Origin of the sequence: Clostridium boliviensis, from assembly GCF_033342255.1 — a bacterium.
Taxonomy (GTDB): domain Bacteria; phylum Bacillota; class Clostridia; order Lachnospirales; family Lachnospiraceae; genus Lacrimispora; species Lacrimispora boliviensis.
The window spans coordinates 144,912-165,774 of the sequence record NZ_JAWONS010000280.1 but is presented as its reverse complement, the minus strand read 5'-3'; the positions used below and the strand labels follow the sequence as shown (position 1 = coordinate 165,774).

20 protein-coding genes are annotated in these 20,863 nt (G+C 42.9%); 17 read left to right on the top strand and 3 right to left on the bottom strand.

Annotation, left to right across the window (positions count from 1 at the left end; all coding sequences use genetic code 11):
• The first annotated feature begins 140 nt into the window (after positions 1 to 140).
• The 7 genes from RZO55_RS19435 (at position 141) to RZO55_RS19405 (ending at position 7,000) form a co-directional block, all read left to right on the top strand.
• Entirely contained in the window at positions 141 to 1,583 is a 1,443-nt protein-coding gene (locus RZO55_RS19435; protein WP_318065916.1) for a lipopolysaccharide biosynthesis protein, read from the top strand.
• Between the two features lie 80 nt (positions 1,584 to 1,663).
• Complete coding sequence (locus RZO55_RS19430) at positions 1,664 to 2,920, top strand: lipopolysaccharide biosynthesis protein (protein ID WP_318065915.1); 1,257 nt, start codon at positions 1,664 to 1,666, stop codon at positions 2,918 to 2,920.
• Positions 2,917 to 3,615 carry a glycosyltransferase family 2 protein gene (locus RZO55_RS19425; RefSeq protein ID WP_318065914.1) on the top strand — a complete coding sequence of 233 codons (699 nt, stop codon included), beginning with the start codon at positions 2,917 to 2,919 and terminating at the stop codon, positions 3,613 to 3,615. Before RZO55_RS19430 ends, RZO55_RS19425 begins: the two co-directional genes overlap by 4 nt.
• A gap of 17 nt (positions 3,616 to 3,632) precedes the next feature.
• The gene (locus RZO55_RS19420; RefSeq protein WP_318065913.1) at positions 3,633 to 3,989 is read left to right on the top strand and encodes a DUF2304 domain-containing protein; all 357 of its coding nucleotides are present in this window, start codon (positions 3,633 to 3,635) and stop codon (positions 3,987 to 3,989) included.
• Positions 3,986 to 5,590, top strand: coding sequence for a DUF2142 domain-containing protein (locus RZO55_RS19415; RefSeq protein WP_318065912.1), 1,605 nt, complete (start codon positions 3,986 to 3,988; stop codon positions 5,588 to 5,590). Before RZO55_RS19420 ends, RZO55_RS19415 begins: the two co-directional genes overlap by 4 nt.
• 20 nt (positions 5,591 to 5,610) lie before the next feature.
• On the top strand, positions 5,611 to 6,576 hold the full coding sequence (locus RZO55_RS19410; RefSeq protein WP_318065911.1) for a glycosyltransferase family A protein: 966 nt from the start codon (positions 5,611 to 5,613) through the stop codon (positions 6,574 to 6,576).
• A gap of 172 nt (positions 6,577 to 6,748) precedes the next feature.
• Complete coding sequence (locus RZO55_RS19405) at positions 6,749 to 7,000, top strand: hypothetical protein (RefSeq protein WP_336624337.1); 252 nt, start codon at positions 6,749 to 6,751, stop codon at positions 6,998 to 7,000.
• Between the two features lie 87 nt (positions 7,001 to 7,087).
• On the opposite strand, the gene RZO55_RS19400 is transcribed toward RZO55_RS19405, so the two are convergent.
• Together RZO55_RS19400 and RZO55_RS19395 are read right to left on the bottom strand one after the other, a co-directional pair.
• Positions 7,088 to 8,005, bottom strand: a complete 918-nt coding sequence (locus RZO55_RS19400; protein WP_318065910.1) for a CehA/McbA family metallohydrolase — start codon at positions 8,003 to 8,005, stop codon at positions 7,088 to 7,090.
• Complete coding sequence (locus RZO55_RS19395) at positions 7,989 to 8,453, bottom strand: DUF6669 family protein (protein ID WP_318065909.1); 465 nt, start codon at positions 8,451 to 8,453, stop codon at positions 7,989 to 7,991. The genes RZO55_RS19400 and RZO55_RS19395 overlap by 17 nt, the downstream gene beginning before the upstream one ends.
• Positions 8,454 to 8,703: 250 nt before the next feature.
• Here RZO55_RS19395 and RZO55_RS19390 point away from each other — a divergent pair, with 250 nt between their 5' ends.
• From RZO55_RS19390 to RZO55_RS19345, 10 genes are all read left to right on the top strand, one after another.
• The gene (locus RZO55_RS19390) at positions 8,704 to 9,372 is read left to right on the top strand and encodes a glycerophosphodiester phosphodiesterase (protein ID WP_318065908.1); all 669 of its coding nucleotides are present in this window, start codon (positions 8,704 to 8,706) and stop codon (positions 9,370 to 9,372) included.
• Positions 9,369 to 10,208: an ABC transporter permease gene (locus tag RZO55_RS19385; RefSeq protein WP_318065907.1), complete on the top strand. Its 840-nt coding sequence runs from the start codon at positions 9,369 to 9,371 to the stop codon at positions 10,206 to 10,208. The genes RZO55_RS19390 and RZO55_RS19385 overlap by 4 nt, the downstream gene beginning before the upstream one ends.
• A 12-nt stretch (positions 10,209 to 10,220) precedes the next feature.
• On the top strand, positions 10,221 to 11,195 hold the full coding sequence (locus tag RZO55_RS19380) for an ABC transporter ATP-binding protein (protein WP_318065906.1): 975 nt from the start codon (positions 10,221 to 10,223) through the stop codon (positions 11,193 to 11,195).
• Positions 11,196 to 11,226: 31 nt separating this feature from the next.
• Complete coding sequence (locus RZO55_RS19375; protein ID WP_318065905.1) at positions 11,227 to 12,396, top strand: extracellular solute-binding protein; 1,170 nt, start codon at positions 11,227 to 11,229, stop codon at positions 12,394 to 12,396.
• A 17-nt stretch (positions 12,397 to 12,413) separates the two neighbouring features.
• Positions 12,414 to 13,265: an ABC transporter permease gene (locus tag RZO55_RS19370; protein WP_318065904.1), complete on the top strand. Its 852-nt coding sequence runs from the start codon at positions 12,414 to 12,416 to the stop codon at positions 13,263 to 13,265.
• A 16-nt stretch (positions 13,266 to 13,281) separates the two neighbouring features.
• A complete protein-coding gene (locus RZO55_RS19365; protein ID WP_318065903.1) occupies positions 13,282 to 14,619 on the top strand; it encodes an MATE family efflux transporter in 1,338 nt (445 codons plus the stop codon).
• A gap of 309 nt (positions 14,620 to 14,928) precedes the next feature.
• Complete coding sequence (locus RZO55_RS19360) at positions 14,929 to 15,978, top strand: LacI family DNA-binding transcriptional regulator (RefSeq protein WP_318065902.1); 1,050 nt, start codon at positions 14,929 to 14,931, stop codon at positions 15,976 to 15,978.
• Positions 15,979 to 16,045: 67 nt separating this feature from the next.
• Entirely contained in the window at positions 16,046 to 17,008 is a 963-nt protein-coding gene (locus RZO55_RS19355; protein WP_318065901.1) for an ABC transporter permease, read from the top strand.
• Positions 17,009 to 17,018: 10 nt separating this feature from the next.
• Complete coding sequence (locus tag RZO55_RS19350; RefSeq protein WP_318065900.1) at positions 17,019 to 17,918, top strand: carbohydrate ABC transporter permease; 900 nt, start codon at positions 17,019 to 17,021, stop codon at positions 17,916 to 17,918.
• A 43-nt stretch (positions 17,919 to 17,961) separates the two neighbouring features.
• Positions 17,962 to 19,551, top strand: coding sequence for a DUF3502 domain-containing protein (locus tag RZO55_RS19345; protein WP_318065899.1), 1,590 nt, complete (start codon positions 17,962 to 17,964; stop codon positions 19,549 to 19,551).
• A gap of 79 nt (positions 19,552 to 19,630) precedes the next feature.
• Here RZO55_RS19345 and RZO55_RS19340 read toward each other — a convergent pair whose 3' ends face one another.
• A complete protein-coding gene (locus tag RZO55_RS19340; RefSeq protein WP_318065898.1) occupies positions 19,631 to 20,689 on the bottom strand; it encodes an AraC family transcriptional regulator in 1,059 nt (352 codons plus the stop codon).
• Between the last annotated feature and the right edge of the window lie 174 nt (positions 20,690 to 20,863).

Here is a 20,863-nt window from a genome sequence, read left to right as displayed (position 1 = left end):
GTAAATCATTTTAATTTATGGTGATTCCATAATACTTTAACATAACTAATTGGAAAATGCTATATACGATTTACATTTAATGGTCAATATAGTACAATAAGGCGGAAATGTAAATTGGATAATTGAGGAGAAAAGCCAGTATGTACCAGGAAAATATGAAAGAAAGAGTGCTTTCCGGACTGTTTTGGAAAGTCATGGAAAATGGGGGAACACAGGGAATTCAGTTTCTTGTATCCATCCTTCTGGCCAGACTTTTAACGCCGTCCGAATCCGGGGAAGTCATGCTGATCATGATATTTATTACCATCGGCAATGTATTTGTCCAGAGTGGTTTTAACACTTCTCTGATCCAGAAGCAGAGTGTGGATAAAATGGATTATTCATCTGCTTTTTGTGTAAGCTTTCTGATTGCCTTTGTTCTATATATAATTCTGTTCTTTTGTGCACCTGCAATCGGGAATTTTTATGGACAACCAGTGTTTGTTCCAGTCCTTAGGATTTTATCCCTGACTTTGTTTTTTGGTGCAGTCATATCCGTCCAGTCCGCATCGGTTTCCAGAAACATGGAATTTAGAAAGCTTTGTATGGCCAGTCTTTTTGCAGCTGCAGGTTCTGGTATCATCGGTGTTTTGATGGCATTAAAGGGTCTGGGTCTCTGGTCTCTTGTCATGCAGCAGTTTTTTTACAGCTTTTTTCTTATGGTTGTGCTGCATGTTTTAAAAACATGGAAACCCAGTTTTAAGTTTTCCCTTCAAAAAGCAGGGGATTTGTTCTCTTATGGCTGGAAGATTCTGATGTCCGGACTCATTGACACGGTTTTTACCAATGTTTATGGATTGGTGATCGGAAAATTATATAATTCCGCCATGATGGGGCAATACTCAAGAGGAAACCAGTTCCCTGCCCTCATTGCCAATAATCTGGGGGCTGCCATACAGTCTGTGATGCTTCCAGCCTTTTCATCCTTCCAGGATGACCGGGAGCGGGTAAAAAGCATGGTAAGAAGGTCCATTGTTACAAGCTCCTATCTGGTCTTTCCCATGATGGCAGGTTTAATTGCCGTAGCAGAACCCATGGTTAAACTTCTGCTGACAGATCAGTATTTACCCTGTGTCCCTATGCTCCGGCTGCTTTGCATTGCCTATGCCACCTGGCCGCTTCACGTGGCAAACTTACAGGCGATCAATGCCCTTGGAAGAAGTGAGATCTTTTTAAAGCTGGAAATTATTAAAAAAGCAGTCAGTGTGGCCGCTTTGCTTATCAGTATTCCATTTGGGATTTATACCATGGTGGCGTTACGGGCATTGACTGATTTTATCTGTACCTTTATCAATGCATATCCCAATAAGAAGCTTTTGAATTACAGCTTCTTTCAGCAGTGGAGAGATGTATTTCCCTCTCTGATTCTGTCCGCAGCTATGTGTGCCCTGGTTTATAGTGTACAGTTTCTGGTAAAGGGGACCCTTCTGACATTGACATTACAAATCATTACAGGAGTTCTTTTTTACGCTGGTTTTTCCTGGCTGCTACGGTTTGAAAGCTTCTTTTATCTATGCAGGACAGTGAAAAACATGAAACGGTAAGGAACTTCCGGCAGTTTACTTTTTTAGGTGTATCATGTAGAATAAAAGGAACTGAAACGAAATGAAATAGAGGAATAATAATGGAACGAAAAAATGTAGCATGGAATATGATTGGAAGCCTGGTCTATGCAGGATCCAGCATGCTGCTGACGGCTCTGGTCAATCATCTGGTGGGAACGGATCAGGGAGGCATCTTTGGGTTTGCTTTCAGTACATTCGGGCAGCAGATGTTTCTTGTGGCGTATTTTGGAATGAGACCGATTCAGAGCACCGATGTAAGAGAAAGCTATACCTTTGGTGAATACCGGCTTGCCCGTCTGGTTACCTGCGGTGCTGCCCTGTTTACCGGCATCTGCTATATTCTGTGGAAAGTTTTCATTTCTTCTTCCGACTATACGTATGAAAAGATCATGGTAGTGTTTTTCATGGTTCTTTATAAGGTCTTAGATGGCTTTGCTGATGTTTACGAGTCGGAATTTCAAAGAAAAGGAAAGCTTTATTTAACCGGACAGGCTATGACCTGGCGGACACTGTTTTCTGTATGTTTATTTTTAGGAACTCTGGCATTTACCAGGGATCTTATTGTTTCATCAGCGGTTGCAGCCGCATCCCAGGCAGTGGGGATTTATCTGTTTGATAAACGAACAGCAGACCGGATAACGGATATTACTTATGTACATGCTAAGGGAAGACACAGACAACTTTTACAGGACAGCTTCCTTTTGTTTTTATCTGTATTTTTAGATGGTCTTATCTTTGCCATGGCAAAGTATGCCGTTGATTCCCAGATGACCTCTGCGGACAATGCTGTTTTTGTTGCAATCTTCATGCCGACATCCGTGATTAACCTTGCGGCCAATTTTGTAATACGGCCGTTCCTGACCAGACTTTCCATTCTTTGGACTGAAGACAGGATCCCGGAATTTCGCGTGGTACTTCAAAAACTGTCGGGAATCATACTGTTTCTTACGGTAATTGCCCTGGCAGGGGCGTGGGCGATGGGAGTTCCTGTGCTTTCCGCTGTGTTTAACGTGGAACTGGCTCCCTATTTATCAGGGCTTCTTGCCATTATTCTGGGAGGCGGATTTTTCGCAGTCATGAATTTATTTTATTATGTCCTGGTGATCATGAAGAGACAGAGACTGATATTCTGGGGATATGTTCCGGTCTGTATCCTTTCGTTTATTCTTTCCTATCAGTTTGTAAAAACAGGCGGAATTAACGGCGGTGCGTATTCGTACATGCTTGAAATGCTGATTCTCATGCTCTGCTTTATGGGGCAGGCAATCCGTATTATTCATACGAAAGAGAAGGGAAGGAGAGAACAAAGGATATGACAGACCGGGTACTGGTAGTAATACCTGCATACAATGAAGCCCTGAATATTGAGCGGGTGGTGGGAGAGGTCATAGAGAATTATCCCATGTATGACTATGTGATTATCAATGACGGTTCGACTGACAACACCGCCAGGATCTGCAGGAGGAACGGCTGGAAGATCATCGATCTACCCATGAATTTAGGACTTGCAGGCGCGTTTCAGACCGGGCTTAAGTATGCTCACAGGAAGGGCTATGGTTATGCCATACAGTTTGACGGAGACGGACAGCACCGGCCGGAATTCATCCTTCCAATGAAGGAAAAGATGGATGAAGGTTACGACATCGTCATAGGATCCCGGTTTGTAGCGGACAAAAAACCGCACTCTCTCAGGATGCTGGGCAGCCGAATGCTAAGTGGAGCCATCTGGTTTACCACAGGGGTGAAGGTGAACGATCCCACATCCGGAATGCGTATGTTCAGCCGTAAGATGATCAAGGAATTTGCAGACGGGCTGAATTATGGACCAGAACCGGATACCATCTCCTATCTGATCCGTCACGGTGCCAGGGTTGCGGAAATTCCCGTGGTGATGGATGAGCGGATTCTGGGAGAGAGTTACTTAAATCCCTTAAATGCGGCCCGGTATATGGGGAAGATGCTCTTTTCCATTTTACTGGTACAGAGTTTCCGCGTCCGGGACAGAAGATAAAGGAGGGAGTACGTGATATGACGTTATTATTGCGCTGTGTGCTGATATGCGTTTCTCTGGTGCTGACCTTTTATGTATTGAAAAGGATACGCCACTCAAAAATGAAGATAGAGGATTCGATTTTCTGGGTTATGTTTTCCATGCTGCTGGTTGTGTTCAGTGTTTTTCCCAGAGTGGCGGATTTCATATCAGGCATGGTGGGAACCTATTCCACAGCGAATTTTATTTTTACCCTGATGATTTTTATCTTGCTCACCAAGGTATTTTTCCAGTCCATAAAGATTTCCCAGTTAGAACGAAGGGTGACGGAGCTGATCCAGATGCTGGCCTTAGATAAGGAAGAAGCGTCAGAGAAGGAGGAGCAAAAACTGTGAAGCGTTTGATTAGGACGAAAGGCTTGTGGCTTGCTGCCGGAAGCATTCTGCTTTTACTGTTCCTGTTTGTCAGAACCTATATGAAAACTATCGTGGGGATTCCCTCACCGGAGTTTGAACCGGTCCGCCGTTTTTATTGGTGGTTAATTGTCTTCGGTTGTGGATTTCTTGCTGCGTTTGCCTTTCTTTTGTGGATCAGGGAAGCTGTTTTCCCCTGGTTATATCCAGTTGTGGTAATTGGACTGGGTGTATTCTACTTATTTGCCTTAACACCTTTTTCTGCTCCTGATGAAGCTGCCCACTTTGTCAGCGCCTACCGTCTTTCCAGTCAGCTCATGGGGAAGCCGGCGGTGGCAGACGAGGCGTTTTTAAAGCATGCTTCAATTCAGGAACAGGAACGCATTAAAAAAGGGGCTAATGTCCTGGTAAGAAGCGGTGATGACCTTCCCGGTCTCTATAAGGAACCTGGTCAGAGAACATATAACCGCGTTTTGACAGAACTGTTTACCGTTGATCACAGTCAGTCGGTAACTGTCCGGGAGGAGGTGCCGGTGAACACCACGCCGGTGGTCTATCTGCCCCAGGCAGCAGGGATCACCCTTGCCAGACTGATGCATCTGGGATATATTCCGCTGGTATATTTGGGACGTCTTATGAACCTTCTGGCGTTTGCAGCCATGGCAGCAGTTTCTGTCCGCCTGATGCCTTTTAAGAAAGAAGTACTGATGGCGGTTTCCTGTCTTCCCATGACTCTTCACCTGGCAGCCTCTTATTCCTATGATGCTGCATTTATCGGACTTTCCATGCTTTTGCTTTCCTGGTGTTTACATCTGGCTTATGAAAAGGAGAAGATAAGAGGAAGAGATCTTCTGATTCTGACGCTCCTGCTGGTGCTTTTAGAGCCTGGAAAAATTGTTTATCTGCCAGCAGCCGGAATCTGTCTGCTGATTCCAAAATCTAAGTTTCAATCCCGGAGGCATTACTGGATTTCACTGTTTTGTGTCCTTGCCGTGATGCTGCTTTCCGTTTTTCTGGTGAACCGCCTGATACTTTCTGCATGGGCAGGTGCCACGGAAAGCTATGTGGGCTGGAGCGAAGCGGCAGGTTATAACTTATCTGACGTATGGCAGAGACCATTTCAGGTATTTACGGTTTACTACGAAACTCTTGTCACTCAGTACGACTATTATCTGGTGACCATGCTGGGAGGATTTTTAGGTAATCTGGATCCTAACCTGACGGTTCCGCCTGTTTGCTTAACCCTGCTTTGGTACGCTCTCTTTATCAGTGTCATAAAGAGAAAGGGAGAAGAGGTGCTTATCACTGACGGGCAGAAGCTTTGGATATTATTTCTGGTATTTACCAGCTCCGTTCTGGTTCTGACTTCCATGTTTCTGGGGTATACTCCCAGAGATTTAACGTATATTACAGGAGTCCAGGGACGTTATTTCATTCCCCTTCTGCCCCTGCTTTTACTGACCATATATGACCGCCGCCTGGTAATCGGCGCAGATTTAAGAAAAAGTGCATGGTATCTGGAATGCTTTGTCAGTATCTATGCGCTGATCCGGATCTGCTCCACATCGTGCCTGCGCTACTGATAGGAAAGAAGGAATCTTAGATGGAAGAATTAATAGATGAGCAAAGAACTGTAGATGTGATCATACCGGTTTATAAGCCAGATGAAACACTGATGCGGCTTTTTCACAGGCTGGAGGAACAGTCTTATCCCATACGAAAAATAATTGTGATGAATACGGATCAATCCTTCTGGAAGGAAAAGGATTATGAACACATAAAGAATTTAGAAGTCCATCATGTGACAAGAGAAGAATTTGACCATGGTGGTACAAGAAACCGGGGAGCCGGCTATTCCCGGGCAGATATTATGGTGTTTATGACAGATGATGCGGTTCCTGCTGATAAGAATCTGATCAGTTCTCTGGTAAAGGCGTTTCTTACAACTGGCAAAGGAGGGGAACCAGTGGTCATGGCTTATGCAAGACAGCTCCCCAATCCGGACTGTGCCCTTGCAGAGCAGTATACAAGATCCTTTAATTATCCGGCAAAGAGCCGGGTAAAGACGGAGGCGGATCTAAAAGATCTGGGTATTAAAACGTTTTTTGCATCCAATGTATGCTGCGCCTATGACAGAGGCATATTTTTAGAGGCTGGGGGATTCACCAGAACCACAATCTTCAATGAAGATATGATTTATGCTGGGAATGCAGTGCGCTACCGGGGAGCGGCCGTGGCATACGCAGCAGATGCAAAAGTAATTCACTCCCATAATTATGGCTGTATTGACCAGTTTAAACGGAATTTCGATCTGGCCGTATCCCAGGCGGACCATCCGGAGGTGTTTGAAGGAATCCGTTCAGAAAGTGAAGGAATCCGGCTGGTGAAGAATACCTGCATCTGGCTGGCAAAACAAAAGAAACCCTGGCTGATTCCAGGCGTCATCGTAAAAAGCGGTTTTAAATATATGGGATATCTTATGGGAAAGCGGTACCGTACCCTTCCCAGACGTCTGATTTTAAGTTTTACAATGAACCGGTCCTACTGGGGGAAACACAAAACAGAATAAGAGCTTTCGCAGGATTTATAAAGTAATTATCTGATATTCTGATTGAAACAGAAAAGTATACCTGTCATAATAAGCGAATACAAACCTAATGGAAAGTGAGGAGCTATATTATGAGTTATTTAAACGGGCAGACAGGATACCGTGATGACTTATTGGCCACTTCGGATTTGATATGAATATGCATATTCTTAAATTCCATCTGGGAGGATCCCATGGGTACATAGAGACTCATATTCAGGAGCACGGCATGTATTTCCTTACAGGAAGTGCGATGTACAGGCTGGATAACGACTGGGTACCGGTTAAAAAGGGTGATTATGTATTTATGGATGCATACTGTCCCCAGGCCTGTTATGCAGTTGGACGTGAAGAAGATCTGACCTATATCTATTCCAAAGACTGCAACAGAGATGTAAAACTGTAACTCTCGTCACTGATTTCTTCCTATGAATTTTTATATACAAAAAACTGGTTTTCTGGTGTCTGAAACGGCTGCAAAAGGTATTGATGATTATTTAAATAAAAGCGGGCGTGCTATGGCAGTTAAATGAGACATATCGGTTTTATCCTCAAAAAGCATGAGTGTAGCAGCCCCGCAGGATAGAATACTTTCCGGAACGTCTTTAAGTAAGTACTCTTTTTTTAGTGAAAAGGTAAGGGTATCCTCTCTGGTGCGAAGCTGGCATAAGTAAGAACTTTCCAGATGGACGGGACTGCCTTCAATAAATATTTTAAGCCCACCCTGTGTCAGCTCCCAGTCAAGAACAGGGCCTTTTGTAACACAGGCAGAGCAGGTCCGAATGGCCCGGTCCAGCTTAATGGAAAGAGGAAGAGATGAATATTCCTCTTTTACACAGATATATGTGGAGAAAAATCCTTCCATAGGAATCGGACGATGAAGATCCATTCCTGACACCGGACAGATATTGAAACCGGAAAAAATTAAATCTTCCCACCACAGGATGGCTTCCTGGTTATCCGGATCCATTGGATGGGCATTGTTTACTACCTCAATAAAATCAATCAGTTCTAAGTCATGTATCTTCATGGACCAGCGCATTCCGTTTGAAAAAGGAGAGGGAATGGAAAACGGGTGGGCAGGTCCTGCCAGTCCTCCTGCTTCATGAACCCGTAAAAACAGCAGATCTCCATTCATTTCATCAATATCATCCCAGGGAATATAATTAGATACGTTCTGGCAGAGAAGATGTCCGTAATAAGAAGTCAGCTCAACCCCTTTTATGAATTCAACTCGTGAAGAATGGGAGGCAAGTTTTTCTTCCACTTTCGGAAAACCGGATATCGTATTGTGATCCGTTAATGAAAAGGCATCAATCCCCTGTCCTTCCAGATAATCCACAAGCTCCGCCGCCGTCATGCCCCCATCTGATTCTATGGTATGATTGTGTAATTCAATTCTTTTCCACATCTTCATAATCCCCCTTTATTTCTAACTGGTAAAATGTTTCATTTTCCACGCATTGGAATACATTAACAATCACCTTTCCCATGCCCTCCAGGGGATAAAATGGGAGGCAGCCTCTGGAAGAAGTGTGTTCTGATATGTAAAGCTCTTTTATCGTCCCCGGAATATGTACGTTTCCCGCAAATTTGCTGCCAATAAATAATGCGAGCTGAATTTCAGTTTTCATAGATTCCAATACCTTTTTTAACTCATTTTCTGAGACGGGTCTGCCTTTGTAAGCTTCATAGGCTGCCCTGAAATGGTCAGGGTCAGTTATTGTGACAGGATATTCTTTTGTATAGGTCAGCTGTATTGAAAGTGCCCGGCAGCCTGATGGAATCTGAAAGCGGTAAGTCACATTTCCCTGAAAACCACGGTTTACTGTTCCGTTAAAGGCTTGAATTTTTCTCATAATTAATATCCTTTCCGTTAAATTGGATTGTACTATTTTAAGATAGCTTAACCAGAATATGATAGAAAAAGGAGGGGAATAAGTCAATATAAATATTGTAAAATTAATGTAATATCTTAGTCATTAATACAAAATATGAAAATAAATAAAAATTTTACTGAAAATTTTCAAAATGATGGTTTTTTATTTACATTGGTTTGCTACAATCAAAAACATGGTCAAATCGCGATCATGGGAAGGAGAAAACATCATGGCGGTTATTACAGCACATTCCGGCTGCGATGGAACCAAAGACAATTCTACTGAGTTTATAAGATATGCCTTAAATTCAGAAGCGGATTGTATGGAAGCAGATGTAAGGAGAAATCAGGCAGGAGCTTTGATTTTATCTCATAATAAAACGGAAGAAGAATGTGTGACACTTCAGGAGGCATTTCGTATTTTAAAACAGTTTCCTGAAAAACAGATGAACTGTGATTTAAAGGAAGAAGGGCTTGAAGTTTCCGTTTACCAGCTTGCAGGAGAGAACGGAGTCAGGCATCAGCTTATTTATTCAGGAGAGATTGATTTAAATCTGCTGGCTGAAAAAGAGAAATGGTATCCGGAAGTACAAGTATATATAAACCCGGAAAATCTGCAGCAGGATTTTTATGAGTGGATGGCAGAGGAGGGAGCCTTAAAAAAACTTGAAGAACTTCTGGCAGATGTGAAAGGTTATCCTGTTTCCTGTATCAATATGGAATACCATATATATACAGATGAAACTATTAAGCTGCTGGCTAAAATGCAGGTATTGGGATCTGCATGGACCGTGAACGAACGGGATGATATTCGTCGCCTGTTAAAAAAAGGACTTTTTAATATTACAACCAGGAACTTAACAACTGCACTGGAACTGAAGGGAGAAGCGAAAGGATGAAACTTTTATCGCCTAGAGCATTTTATTATATATTGGGGAAAAAAGGTTTTTTTCAGTATCTGCTGTTTGCGGGGTTCCTCATCTTTTTTTATCTTCCGCTTATGAACTTATGTATGCTGGCATTTGCGGACAAATATGAAGTCCCGGCGATTATTCCACAGGAGTTTGGTTTTAAATGGTGGGGGTTTGTTTTGGGGCAGAGAAGTCTGGTCAGCTCTGTTTCAGTCTCATTTATTCTGGCCATAATCGTAACTTTTGTCTCATTGGCTGTCTGTATTCCCGCAGCCTATGCCCTTGCCAGGTATGAGTTTTTTGGAAAACGTATTTTCCTTCTTTCCTTTCTGCTCAGCAATGCATATCCCAGGATGGGGCTTTACATATCAATAGGTATTTTATTTTATAAGCTTAATTTAATGGGCACTCTTGCAGGGGTTGTCATTATCCATTTTTTGAATTCCATGATGTTTATGACCTGGATTCCCTCCGGCGCATTCAGAAGTGTTTACAGGCAGCAGGAGGAATCAGCAAGGGATGCAGGGGCAGGTCCCTTAAGAACATTTTTTAAAGTCACACTGCCTTTAGCCACACCGGGAATTGCAGTAGCAAGTGTTTTTACATTTTTAAGTTCCTTAGAGGAGGCCCAGGGGACGCTTTTAGTAGGATTTCCCCAGATTAAAACAATGCCGGTGGAGCTTTACGGTGTGATTATGGAGTATCCGCTGACTGCAGGTCCCGTTCTGTCTCTGATTCTTATCATTCCTACGGTGCTGGTCCTGTTCTTCATGCGCAAATACATCAATGCGGACAGCCTGTCCGGCGGATATGGGGTAAAGTAGAAAGGAGAAATTATGGATAAAAAGATAAAGCTGAAAATTGCTGATATGAAAAAGCACTATAAAAATGGTGATGGTGTTGATGGAATCAATATCGATGTTCATGAGGGAGAATTTGTAACAATGTTAGGACCCTCCGGCTGTGGAAAATCAACTATTTTACGGACTCTCGGAGGCTTTTTATCCGTAGATTCCGGAGATATTCTTATAGATGGAGTATCTGTGAAAAATCTTCCTCCTGAAAAAAGGCCGACTGCTATGGTATTTCAAAGTTATAATCTGTGGCCTCATATGACGGTTTCTGAAAACCTGGCTTTTGGACTTGAAATAAAGAAGATTTCGAAAAATGAAATTAAGGCTGAAGTTGAAAGGGGACTTGCGCTTGTAAATATGAGCGGGTTTGAAAAGAAATACCCTGGTCAGCTCTCAGGTGGACAGCAGCAGAGGGTAGCCATTGCAAGAGCACTTTTGCTAAAGCCCTCTGTTCTCCTACTTGATGAGCCGTTTTCTGCGCTTGATGCAAAGATCCGGAGCCAGATGAGAGAAGAATTAAAAAGGATTCAGGAAGAATTAAACATTACCGTAGTATTCGTAACTCATGACCAGGAGGAAGCAATGGCCCTGTCTCACAGAATTGTGGTGATGAACAAAGGGGTTATTGAGCAGATCGGAACTCCGGAAGAAATTTATGACCGTCCTGCAACACAATTTGTGGCTTCTTTTATCGGAGACATGAATTTCCTTATGGAAAATGACGGCAGCGCTATGGCAGTGCGTCCGGAGGACATTGTGATTACTAAAGGAGTAACCGAGGGACAGATTTGCGGCAGAGTGAGAACTGTGATGGTGCTGGGGCACTATGCTGAAATCAACGTGGAGGTTGGAGATCAGGTAATAAAAGCCTATGTAACCCGCGCTGCCGCTGAAGAAATCAAACCAAGGGATGCGGTATCTCTGTTGTTTACAAAAACCTGTAAGTATTGTGCCTGAGAATAAAACACTGAATATGAGGAGACTTAAAATGATGAACAAAATAGTTGGAAATGTAATAAGAACCGGAGCAATTGTCCTGTCTGTTTCACTTGGAACTATGATGCTTGGAGGTTGTTCTTCAAAGACAACAGCAAAAGCGGACGGAGAAAAGAAGGTTACCGTATGGGCGGGCGGCTCTGATAACGTGAGAATACAGTTTGAAAAGCAGATTGATCAGTTCAATGCTTCTCAGGATAAATACACGGCAGAGCTTCAGTTCATTACCTCAGGAACAGGAGCACAGGGCCTGTTTGACCGGGTTGTAGCAGCCAAGAAGGCAGGACAGTCAAATACAGATTATGATGTCATTGAATTGGGAGGAGATGAGATCAGCCGTTATGTGGAAGAAGGCGGAGAGGACTTTTTTGTAACTCTTGACAAATCTAAAATAGAGAATATTAAAAATCTGAAGGTTGAAGCTTCTTTCCGTAATGATCTTGTGGTTCCTTACCGGGGAACAACGGTTGTACTGGCTTATAACTCAGATACAGTACCAGAGCCTCCAAAGACGACAGAAGACCTTTATAAATGGATTAAGGACCATCCGGGCCGCTTTGCTTATAATACTCCGGGATCAGGCGGAGCCGGCGGTTCCTTTGTGACAACCAGTGTGTACAATTTTATGGATGAGTCTGCACTCACTTCCACAGATCCTGCCAATAAGGAAAAGTGGAATAAAGGTTTCGATCTCTTAAAAGAGCTTCATCCCTATATGTACAAGTCTTCTGGAAAAGTCGTTTATCCAAACAAGAATCAGGGAACCTTAGACCTTCTGGCAAATAAGGAAGTGGACATGATTCCGGCATGGGCGGACATGGCAATTACACAAATCAAAAATGGAACGTTACCGGACTCCATTAAGATTACCCAGCTCAGTCTTTCATTCACAGGAAGCGCAGTATCACTTGGAATCCCTTCTATTGGTACAAATCAGGATGGAGCGTATGCATTTATCAATTACATGATAAGTCCACAGGCACAGAATACAGCACTGGATACTATGGCTGCCATACCGGTTATTGATTTCAGCCTTCTGGATCAGGAACTGACAAAATCCATTGCGGATTTAAAAATAGATGAATTCCGTATCAGCAGTCTGGGAGATTTAGGAAGCCAGCTTTATGAGCAGTGGGACAGAGAGATTGGTACATTAGAATAAGGCAGGAGATTAAGAACATGATAAAAGAGAAAGTGTTTGGGAAAATCCTCCCTTATCTTCTGATACTTCCGTCTCTGATTATTCTGGCAGGAGTTGTATTTTATCCGATAGCAGCAAGCCTTCTTCGCAGCTTTAAGCTGGAAGAGGGCGGTATGGGTATGGATAATTACCTGTATTTTTTTACAGATACAATTCAGCGGCATAACATAATCTACACGCTTCAGGTGGTTATGATTACGGTCCTGCTTGCTGTTGGGATTTCCTATTTTTTAGCCTTATTTTTAAGATTTTCCAATTCCTGGACCAGCAGGCTGATCGGACGGCTTTATCTTCTGCCACGGTTTATTCCTGGTCTGGTGGCAGTCAACGGAATGATCACGGTAATCCGTGATTCTGGTCTGATCAACCGCATTTCCCGTTTATTTGGTCTCGAGATAAAACTGGGGCTTATGTATAACTGCAAGGGAATCGTTCTGATGAATTTATGGTTTAACATTCCTTTTGCAACCATGCTTTTAGCTGCTGCTTTGTCCAGGATCCAGAATTCTGCCATAGAAGCCGCAAGGGACTCAGGTGCAGGAAAACTTCAGATTTTGAAAACCATGATTTTACCGCTGACCTACAGGGATATTTTTATCACTGCAACCTTTGTATTCATGAGCAATTTAGGCTCGTTCACCACCCCTTATCTGATGGGAGGAAACAATCCACAGATGCTTGGTATTTCTCTATACAGCCAGTTTAATAATGGTCATTATGAGAGGGCGGCTGCTCTTTCCGTGATTATGTTTTTATTTTCCCTGCTCTCCGCTGTTGTCTATGTATATACAAATATGAAAAAAAGTGAATGGGAAAAAGGAAACGGTTGATGGAGGAAATAATGATATGAATGGAAGCAGAGAACAAAGTATGGATCAAATGACAGCACAGGAACCGTGGAAAGTGATTGTGCTGTTTTCTATTCCTTCTTTTTTGGGAAATCTGTTTCAGCAGCTTTACAGCATGACGGATGCTGTAATCATAGGCCGTCTGGTTGGTATTAAGCAGCTGGCTGGAGTCGGAGCTGCGGGAGCCATAAATTTTCTGATTATTGGATTTGCCACCGGCATCACAGGAGGATTTTCAGTGATAACAGCTCAAAGGGTTGGAGCAGGAGATACAGAAAGGACAAAATCCTCGATTGCGGCTTCGTTTTGCCTGTGTGCTATCATAACTCTGCTTTTAACCTTTTTCGGAGTGGTGACTGCAAGTCCTCTATTGGGGAAAATGAACACACCGGATGATATTTTTCCATATGCGTTACGATATATGCTGATTGTTTATTCAGGTCTGGGAGCGGCTGTTTATTACAATTTGATCGTCGGAATACTAAGGGCGATCGGTGACAGCCGGACTCCCCTTTATTTTTTAGTTTTATCTTCTGTTTTAAATATAATTCTGGATCTGGCTGCGGTAATATGGCTTCACGCCGGAGTGACCGGGGTGGCGGTGAGTACGGTTTTTGCCCAATTTTTTTCGGCTGCAGTCTGTCATCTTTATGCCCATAGAAAATATCCGCAGATCAGGCTGGAGAAGCGGCATTTCAGCGTTTTTTTTTCAGAAGCGTGGAGACATATCAGAATTGGTCTTCCCATGGCACTGCAGTTTTCTGTAACAGCAGTGGGAATTATGATTCTGCAGGCCTATTTAAACCGTTTTGGTTCTCTTGTGATTGCCGGATATGTGGCGGCAAGCAAAGTGGAGAATCTGGTGACGCTTCCGTTTACTACTCTGGCCATAACCATGGAGGTCTATTGCGGGCAGAATTATGGTGCAGGAAATAAAGCCAGGCTTCGGAAGGGAATACGAAGCAGCATTTTTATGGGACTGGGGACGGCAGTTTTCGCAGCCTTCATAAGTGTGTTTCTGGGGAGACAATTTATCGGACTTTTTCTGGATCATTATGATGCCCGGGTGGTAGAATATGGATACCAATATCTTTTAATTATTGCAGTTTTTTTCTGGCTGCTGTGTTCGCTTCAGTTATTAAGAAGCGCTCTGCAGGGAATGGAGGAAGCATTAGTACCTTTGGCTGGAGGGGTAATTGAACTGATAGCAAGATGGGCAGGATGTATTATTTTCATTCCATATGCCGGATACGCGGGAGCATGCCTATCCACTCCTCTCGCATGGGGGTTGGCTCTTATACTTCTGCTGATCCGCTTTGCCCGGATTATGAAATAATTAAGACGGTGCTAAGACTGAAGACAAAGCGGCTCTAGGAAACAAGTCCTAGAGCCGCTTCTCTAATTTATAGCACTCTGTCAGGATATGAGAAAAAATTTGTGGTGGAGAAGTGGGGAACCTTATCCATCATATCCAGAAAGAGAAAAACGGATATTTTAACTCGTCGGATTAGGTAACTTTATCATACCAATTGCAGAAATACGTAATTATAATGACTGTCTAAAATAAATATAATAAAAGCAGATAATTTTTGAAACCGGTTTCAAACCGGTTCAATTGACAGGAATAAGGCAGAGGTGCACTGAAATGGAAAAAGATCGGGAAAAGGTGAGTATCTATCGGATAGCGGAGGAAGCAGGAGTATCCCCGGCTACAGTATCCAGGGTTTTAACCAAGAATGCAAATGTCAGCGAAGAGAAGAAGAAAAAGGTGGAAAAGCTGATATCCAAATATAATTTCAGTCCCAATGCAATGGCCAGAGGTTTAACAAGCAGCCGGTCAGGAATTATAGGAGTGTTAATACCGGATATCCGCAATCCGTTTTATGCAGGGCTTGCAGTGGAATGCGAGAGGGCGGCGGGGGAACGCAATTACAGTCTGATGCTCAGTAATTATATGAATGATATGCGGCTGGAGGAACAACGCCTCTATAAACTGGTAAGCCAGCAGATTGATGCTTTAATCATTATGGGGGGCAGGGTTGACGAACGGATTACTGACAGCGTGTACGCAGAACGGATAAATCGTGTTTGTGATTTCATGCCGGTAGTTACCACCGGGAAGCTGGAGGGAAGTGACTGTTACCAGGTTAACTTAGATGACAGCGCTGGAATGGACCGGATGATGGAGTATTTAATTTCCAATGGACATCGAAAAATCTGCATCATCGGGGGAAGAAAGGATGTGGATTCCACTCACACAAAGAGTATCCGCTACCGCAGTATTCTGAAAAAATATGGAATTACATTCTGTCCTGACTATATTGTGGAGACCGGCGGTTATTCCATGGAATCCGGTTACCGGGGGATGAATTACCTGCTTGAAAATGCTAAGTGGCTGCCCAGTGCAGTCATTGCAATTAATGATCTGACTGCTCTGGGAATCATAAAGTCCTTAAGAGAGCATTCACTGCGTATTCCGGAGGACATTTCAGTAGTCAGTTTTGATAATACACTGCTTGCCGAAACCAGCGTTCCACGACTGACAAGCATGGACTATAATTATCAGCAGTATGGGGATACCCTGATTAATACTGCGCTTGCTGTATTAGAGGACAGAAATCCAAAGAAGATTCAGATTATTCCTACGGAGCTGGTAATCAGAGACTCCTGCCGGAAGTTAAACGGAGATACTTAATCTGTACGCTCTATATGAAACCGGTTTCAGATAAGAATGAATCGCAGCTCATAAGGAGGAGAAGGAATTGAAAGGAAAAGGAAAAAAGCAGGTAACGGCGGCTTCGCCGTACAGAAAATCAATGGGAAAAGTAATAAGAGATAATAAAATATTAATGCTCATGTGTCTTCCGGCGGTATTGTTTTTTATTATTTTCTTTTATTGTCCCATGCCAGGCATCTACATAGCATTTACCAATTATAATTTCCGTGACGGAATTTTTGGTAGTCCCTTTGTTGGATTTAAAAATTTTGAATTTCTTTTAAAATCCGGTCAGTTATGGATTCTTACAAGAAATACAATTTTGTACAATCTGGCATTTATACTTTTGGGAAATTTACTTCAGATTACACTTGCCATTATGGTAAATGAAATCCGGTGCAGCTGGTTTAAAAAAGTATCTCAGACCATCATGTTCCTGCCATATTTTATTTCCGCAGTCCTGATTGGAGTCCTTGCCTTTAATATTCTTAATTATGATACAGGTGCCTTAAATACACTGGTACGGGCTGCAGGCGGAAATCCCTTAAAAATATACAGTATGGCAGGGATCTGGCCATTTATCATTATTCTGTGCAATATCTGGCAGCAGACTGGATATGGATCCATCGTATATTTTGCATCCATCTGCGGAATTGATTCCCAGATCATAGAAGCAGCACAGGTAGACGGTGCCACCAGCTGGCAGAGAATCCGGTATATTATAATTCCAAGTCTTAAGCCAACGTTTATCATACTAATGCTGTTTGCATTAGGCGGTATTATGAAAGGGAATTTCGGACTGTTCTACAATCTGATCGGTCCGGCAAACTCTCAGCTTTTTCTCAACACAGATATTATTGAAACCTTTGTATTCCGGACAATGATGAACCAGAACAATTTTGCAACCTCATCTGCAGTCGGGCTGTACCAGTCACTTTTTGGTTTTATCCTGGTTATGTTCAGCAACTGGGTGGTCCAAAAGATTGACCCTGATTATGCATTATTTTAGGAGGCGGCTTATGAAAAAGAACGGTGTAAAGATGACTGGCAGTACAGCTGCAGTCAGAATAATATCTTATATTTGTGTTGCATTATTTTCTCTGATGTGCTTCATACCATTTTTGCTTATGATATCCGCATCATTCAGCAATGAAGGGGTAATCACCCGGGAGGGATTCGGTCTGCTGCCGAAAGGTTTTACTCTCACCGCATACAGCTGGGTTTTCCGGTATCCGAAGATGATTTTAGGTTCCTACGGCGTTACAATTGTCATGACGGTATTTGGAACTGTATTGGGGCTTTTCCTTATTGCCATGACAGGATATGCATTACAACGAAAGGATTTCCCTTTTCGGAATGCTCTTTCCTTCTTCATTTATTTTACAACCCTGTTTTCAGCAGGAATGGCTCCTACTTATATCTGGGTATCCCGTTATCTGAATTTAAAGGGGAGTTATATGGCAGTATTCCTTCAGCTTCTGATGACTCCCTGGCTGATCATTCTTATGAAGAATTTTGCCAGGTCAGTCCCTTATGAGATAACAGAATCGGGAAAGATGGACGGCGCTGATGATTTTAAGATCTTCCTGACTCTGATTCTTCCCATGTTAAAGCCGGCGCTTGCCACAGTCGGGTTGTTTCTGGCACTGGGTTATTGGAATGAGTGGTATAACTCTATGCTGTATCTGGGATCTGCTGTGACGTATAAACCGCTGCAGTATTATCTTTACAATATTATCAATACTGCGGCCCAGCTTAAGAATTCCATGGCAGGAGCAGCAATTACAATTACAGATCTACCCAGTAATACGTTAAAGATGGCTACAGCTGTTGTGGCTACAGGGCCGATTATCTTCCTGTATCCGTTTGTACAAAAATATTTTATTTCTGGTATCACAATTGGTGCGGTAAAGGGGTAATGTCACCGTATTTAATTAAATTTCATTATGGGAGGTAATAAAAATGAGAAAACAATCTGTTAAAAAAGTGGCTGCAGTTTTATTGGCAGGGGTTATGGCCACATGTTTGGCCGGATGCACAGGAAAGGAAGAAAGCAGTGCAGCTGGCGCAGATGGTAAGGCGGACACATCAAAGCATGAAGTGATTAATATGCTGGTGTTAGGCGATAAGCCGAGCAATGGCAGATGCGAAGCAATGCTTGAAAAACTGAATGGTATTTTAAACGAGAAAGTAAATGCAGAACTGAAACTGACATATATAGAATGGGCAGACTGGCAGACCCAGTATAATGTTCAGCTTTTAAGCGGAGATAAGAGTCTGGATATTATCACAACAGCAACAGACTGGCTGTATGCATGGGAAAACGCCCAAAAGGGTGCATTCATGCCTTTGTCCGAGGATCTGTTAAAAACGTATGCTCCGAAGACCTATGAGCAGGTGGCTTCCATGGATGACTGGAAATACTGTAAATATCAGGACCAGATTTATTTTATTCCGGAAGATTATTACACCCAGTATACAAACCATGGTTTGTTTTACCGGGCAGACTGGGCGAAGGAAGCGGGGATGGAGAACGGTGATATAAAAGAGTTTGAGCAGCTTGGAACTTATTTCCAGTGGATCAGGGATCATAAACCGGACGTGACTGCGTGGGATGTAGGAGGAAAGAACAACGCAGGTGGTTTACTGAGCGGATATATGAATTCCAAAACAGATAATATCGTAATACCCGGCGCCAATGTAGGGAACTATGAATTCTGGATGGGAGTTTCTAAGGATGATCCGTTTACTGTAACCTCTCCCTATATGGAGAGTGATGCAATCTACGATGCGGCAGAGCTGATGAAGAAATGGAATGATGCGGGATACTGGAGAGAGGATGTACTGAATTATGACGGTGATTCCAGAGAGGCAATGTATGCCGGCACCTCCGGAGCCGACCAGCACCACTCTCAGACCTTTTATTCCCAGGTCAGACCCAATATGGACTTAAAGCAGTCAGGTTCTGATGCCAGAATGTACTGGTGGGGGAAGGAGAATAATAATGTTTCTAAACCTTTAAAAACGCATGGTGCCGCAGCGATCAGTGCCAACTCCCAGCATCCGGAGCGTGCACTTATGGTATATGATCTGCTTCGCAATGATGAGGCATGCTACAGGCTGATCAATTATGGAATTGAAGGGGTTGATTATACCATTACTTCTGAAGGAAAGCTGGACCACCCGGAAGGCTGGGATAAGAGTACGGATTCTTTGGATTCCAATTTCTGGTGCGGAAGAAATGATGATTTAGAGCTGCAGGATGTGCAGTGGTGGGATGGAACCAGTGATATGATTAAAAATTATAACACCTTTGCTTATGATAATCCCTACACCGGACTGGTTGTGGATAAGAATTCTGTCGAAGCGGAAATGTCAGCAATGGCAAGTGTGCTCTCTGAATATATTCCTCAGCTGGCATACGGAAAATACGATGATCCTAAGCAGGCAGTAAACGATATGAGAGAGAAACTGAAGGCTGCAGGATATGATAAAGTGAAAGAATCAATTCAGAAGAATATGGATGATTACAAAGCAGCGCTGGGAAAATAATAGGAATGAGGCAGGGGCTGGAAAAGAAACCTAAGAAGGTATTTCTTTTCCAGTCCTTTTATTGAATGAATTCCTGAAATCAGTGTCTGCTGGTACGGTTCCTTCGAAGCATGGAAGGTGTTGTGCCGTGCTTTTCTGCAAATATCTTGTAAAAATAACCCTTGTTACGATAACCAACAGTTTCAATAATCTCATCAATACTCTTCTGGGAGTGAATCAGCAGATGTTCTGCGGCCGCCAGGCGGATCTGCTGCACATACCCGGAATAAGTAAGACCGGTTCTGTCCTTGATCAGCCGGTTGAAATAATCCCCCTGGAAATGAAAGGTATTCACAAGGTCACCTATTGTTACCGTTGCATAATTGCCTTTTATATAATCCGAGATTTCTTCAAACATCACCCAGTTCATGGTCCGGCGCTGTTCACTGGAAAGTGAGAATTCATACCGGGTGCTTAAAAGGCGGAAGATCCGGATCAGCAGTCCCTTACATATAAAACGGTAACCAGCGTCGTTAAGGTTAAGCTCTGTCAGCAGTGAGAGCAGACAGGCTTCCGTCTGAGAAACGACATCTCCGATTGGCTTAAAGTGAAGATACTGCTTTAAGCTTTTTTGTTTCAGGAGCGCAGACTGCAGGAAGGAAATCATTTTTTTAGCAGAGATATTTTCCACCATGATTTCATCAAAGATGTCATTGGAAAGACCAAAGAAAAGTACGGTTGCAGGCTGGTCAAGGAGATAATCCTGATGCATGCAGTTTTTATCAATCAGATAAAAATCACCTTTTGAAAAGGTAATGTCCTTTCCAAGAATCCGCTGGCAGAATGTTCCCTCAACAATATAGGCCAGTTCCAGATAATCATGGGTGTGGAGCTGGGTTTTGTCCCCCTGTTTAAAAGGCCGGTGATAACAAAAAGAGATGGGGGAAGGTTTCATTGTGGAAAGCAGGCTTCCCCCTTTAGTAAAATTCCAGCAGACCAAAAACAGCTTGTCATTGTTAACAAAGGGATATGTTTTTACTTCCTGACCTGACTTTGAATATTCCGGGCAGACCAGTCTCTTTCCCATTGGGTGTTCACAGGGCAGATGTGAGGTGGCTCCTGTTGTAAACTGTGTGCATAGCTGTAGTAATGAAGACATGTGGTAATACCGCCTTTCCATTAAGACTACAATAATTATACTATAATTTCAGGAAATATTACAACATAGAAGCTGTTATGAAAATAATAATGATAAAAAAAGTGCTACCCGGTAGCAATTTTCTCCTGCTTTTGTTTTCCTTAGTAATTTAGTATAATGAAAGAAGCAGGAACC

What these genes read in the sequence shown, in the direction of transcription:
- RZO55_RS19375 (WP_318065905.1), top strand. Translation starts at nt 11,227, where the DNA reads ATGATGAACAAAATAGTTGGAAATGTAATAAGAACCGGAGCAATTGTC.
- RZO55_RS19395 (WP_318065909.1), bottom strand. Translation starts at nt 8,453, where the DNA reads ATGAGAAAAATTCAAGCCTTTAACGGAACAGTAAACCGTGGTTTTCAG.
- RZO55_RS19435 (WP_318065916.1), top strand. Translation starts at nt 141, where the DNA reads ATGTACCAGGAAAATATGAAAGAAAGAGTGCTTTCCGGACTGTTTTGG.
- RZO55_RS19420 (WP_318065913.1), top strand. Translation starts at nt 3,633, where the DNA reads ATGACGTTATTATTGCGCTGTGTGCTGATATGCGTTTCTCTGGTGCTG.
- RZO55_RS19400 (WP_318065910.1), bottom strand. Translation starts at nt 8,005, where the DNA reads ATGTGGAAAAGAATTGAATTACACAATCATACCATAGAATCAGATGGG.
- RZO55_RS19385 (WP_318065907.1), top strand. Translation starts at nt 9,369, where the DNA reads ATGAAACTTTTATCGCCTAGAGCATTTTATTATATATTGGGGAAAAAA.
- RZO55_RS19345 (WP_318065899.1), top strand. Translation starts at nt 17,962, where the DNA reads ATGAGAAAACAATCTGTTAAAAAAGTGGCTGCAGTTTTATTGGCAGGG.
- RZO55_RS19365 (WP_318065903.1), top strand. Translation starts at nt 13,282, where the DNA reads ATGAATGGAAGCAGAGAACAAAGTATGGATCAAATGACAGCACAGGAA.
- RZO55_RS19410 (WP_318065911.1), top strand. Translation starts at nt 5,611, where the DNA reads ATGGAAGAATTAATAGATGAGCAAAGAACTGTAGATGTGATCATACCG.
- RZO55_RS19390 (WP_318065908.1), top strand. Translation starts at nt 8,704, where the DNA reads ATGGCGGTTATTACAGCACATTCCGGCTGCGATGGAACCAAAGACAAT.
- RZO55_RS19340 (WP_318065898.1), bottom strand. Translation starts at nt 20,689, where the DNA reads ATGTCTTCATTACTACAGCTATGCACACAGTTTACAACAGGAGCCACC.
- RZO55_RS19360 (WP_318065902.1), top strand. Translation starts at nt 14,929, where the DNA reads ATGGAAAAAGATCGGGAAAAGGTGAGTATCTATCGGATAGCGGAGGAA.
- RZO55_RS19370 (WP_318065904.1), top strand. Translation starts at nt 12,414, where the DNA reads ATGATAAAAGAGAAAGTGTTTGGGAAAATCCTCCCTTATCTTCTGATA.
- RZO55_RS19425 (WP_318065914.1), top strand. Translation starts at nt 2,917, where the DNA reads ATGACAGACCGGGTACTGGTAGTAATACCTGCATACAATGAAGCCCTG.
- RZO55_RS19430 (WP_318065915.1), top strand. Translation starts at nt 1,664, where the DNA reads ATGGAACGAAAAAATGTAGCATGGAATATGATTGGAAGCCTGGTCTAT.
- RZO55_RS19405 (WP_336624337.1), top strand. Translation starts at nt 6,749, where the DNA reads ATGAATATGCATATTCTTAAATTCCATCTGGGAGGATCCCATGGGTAC.
- RZO55_RS19350 (WP_318065900.1), top strand. Translation starts at nt 17,019, where the DNA reads ATGAAAAAGAACGGTGTAAAGATGACTGGCAGTACAGCTGCAGTCAGA.
- RZO55_RS19380 (WP_318065906.1), top strand. Translation starts at nt 10,221, where the DNA reads ATGGATAAAAAGATAAAGCTGAAAATTGCTGATATGAAAAAGCACTAT.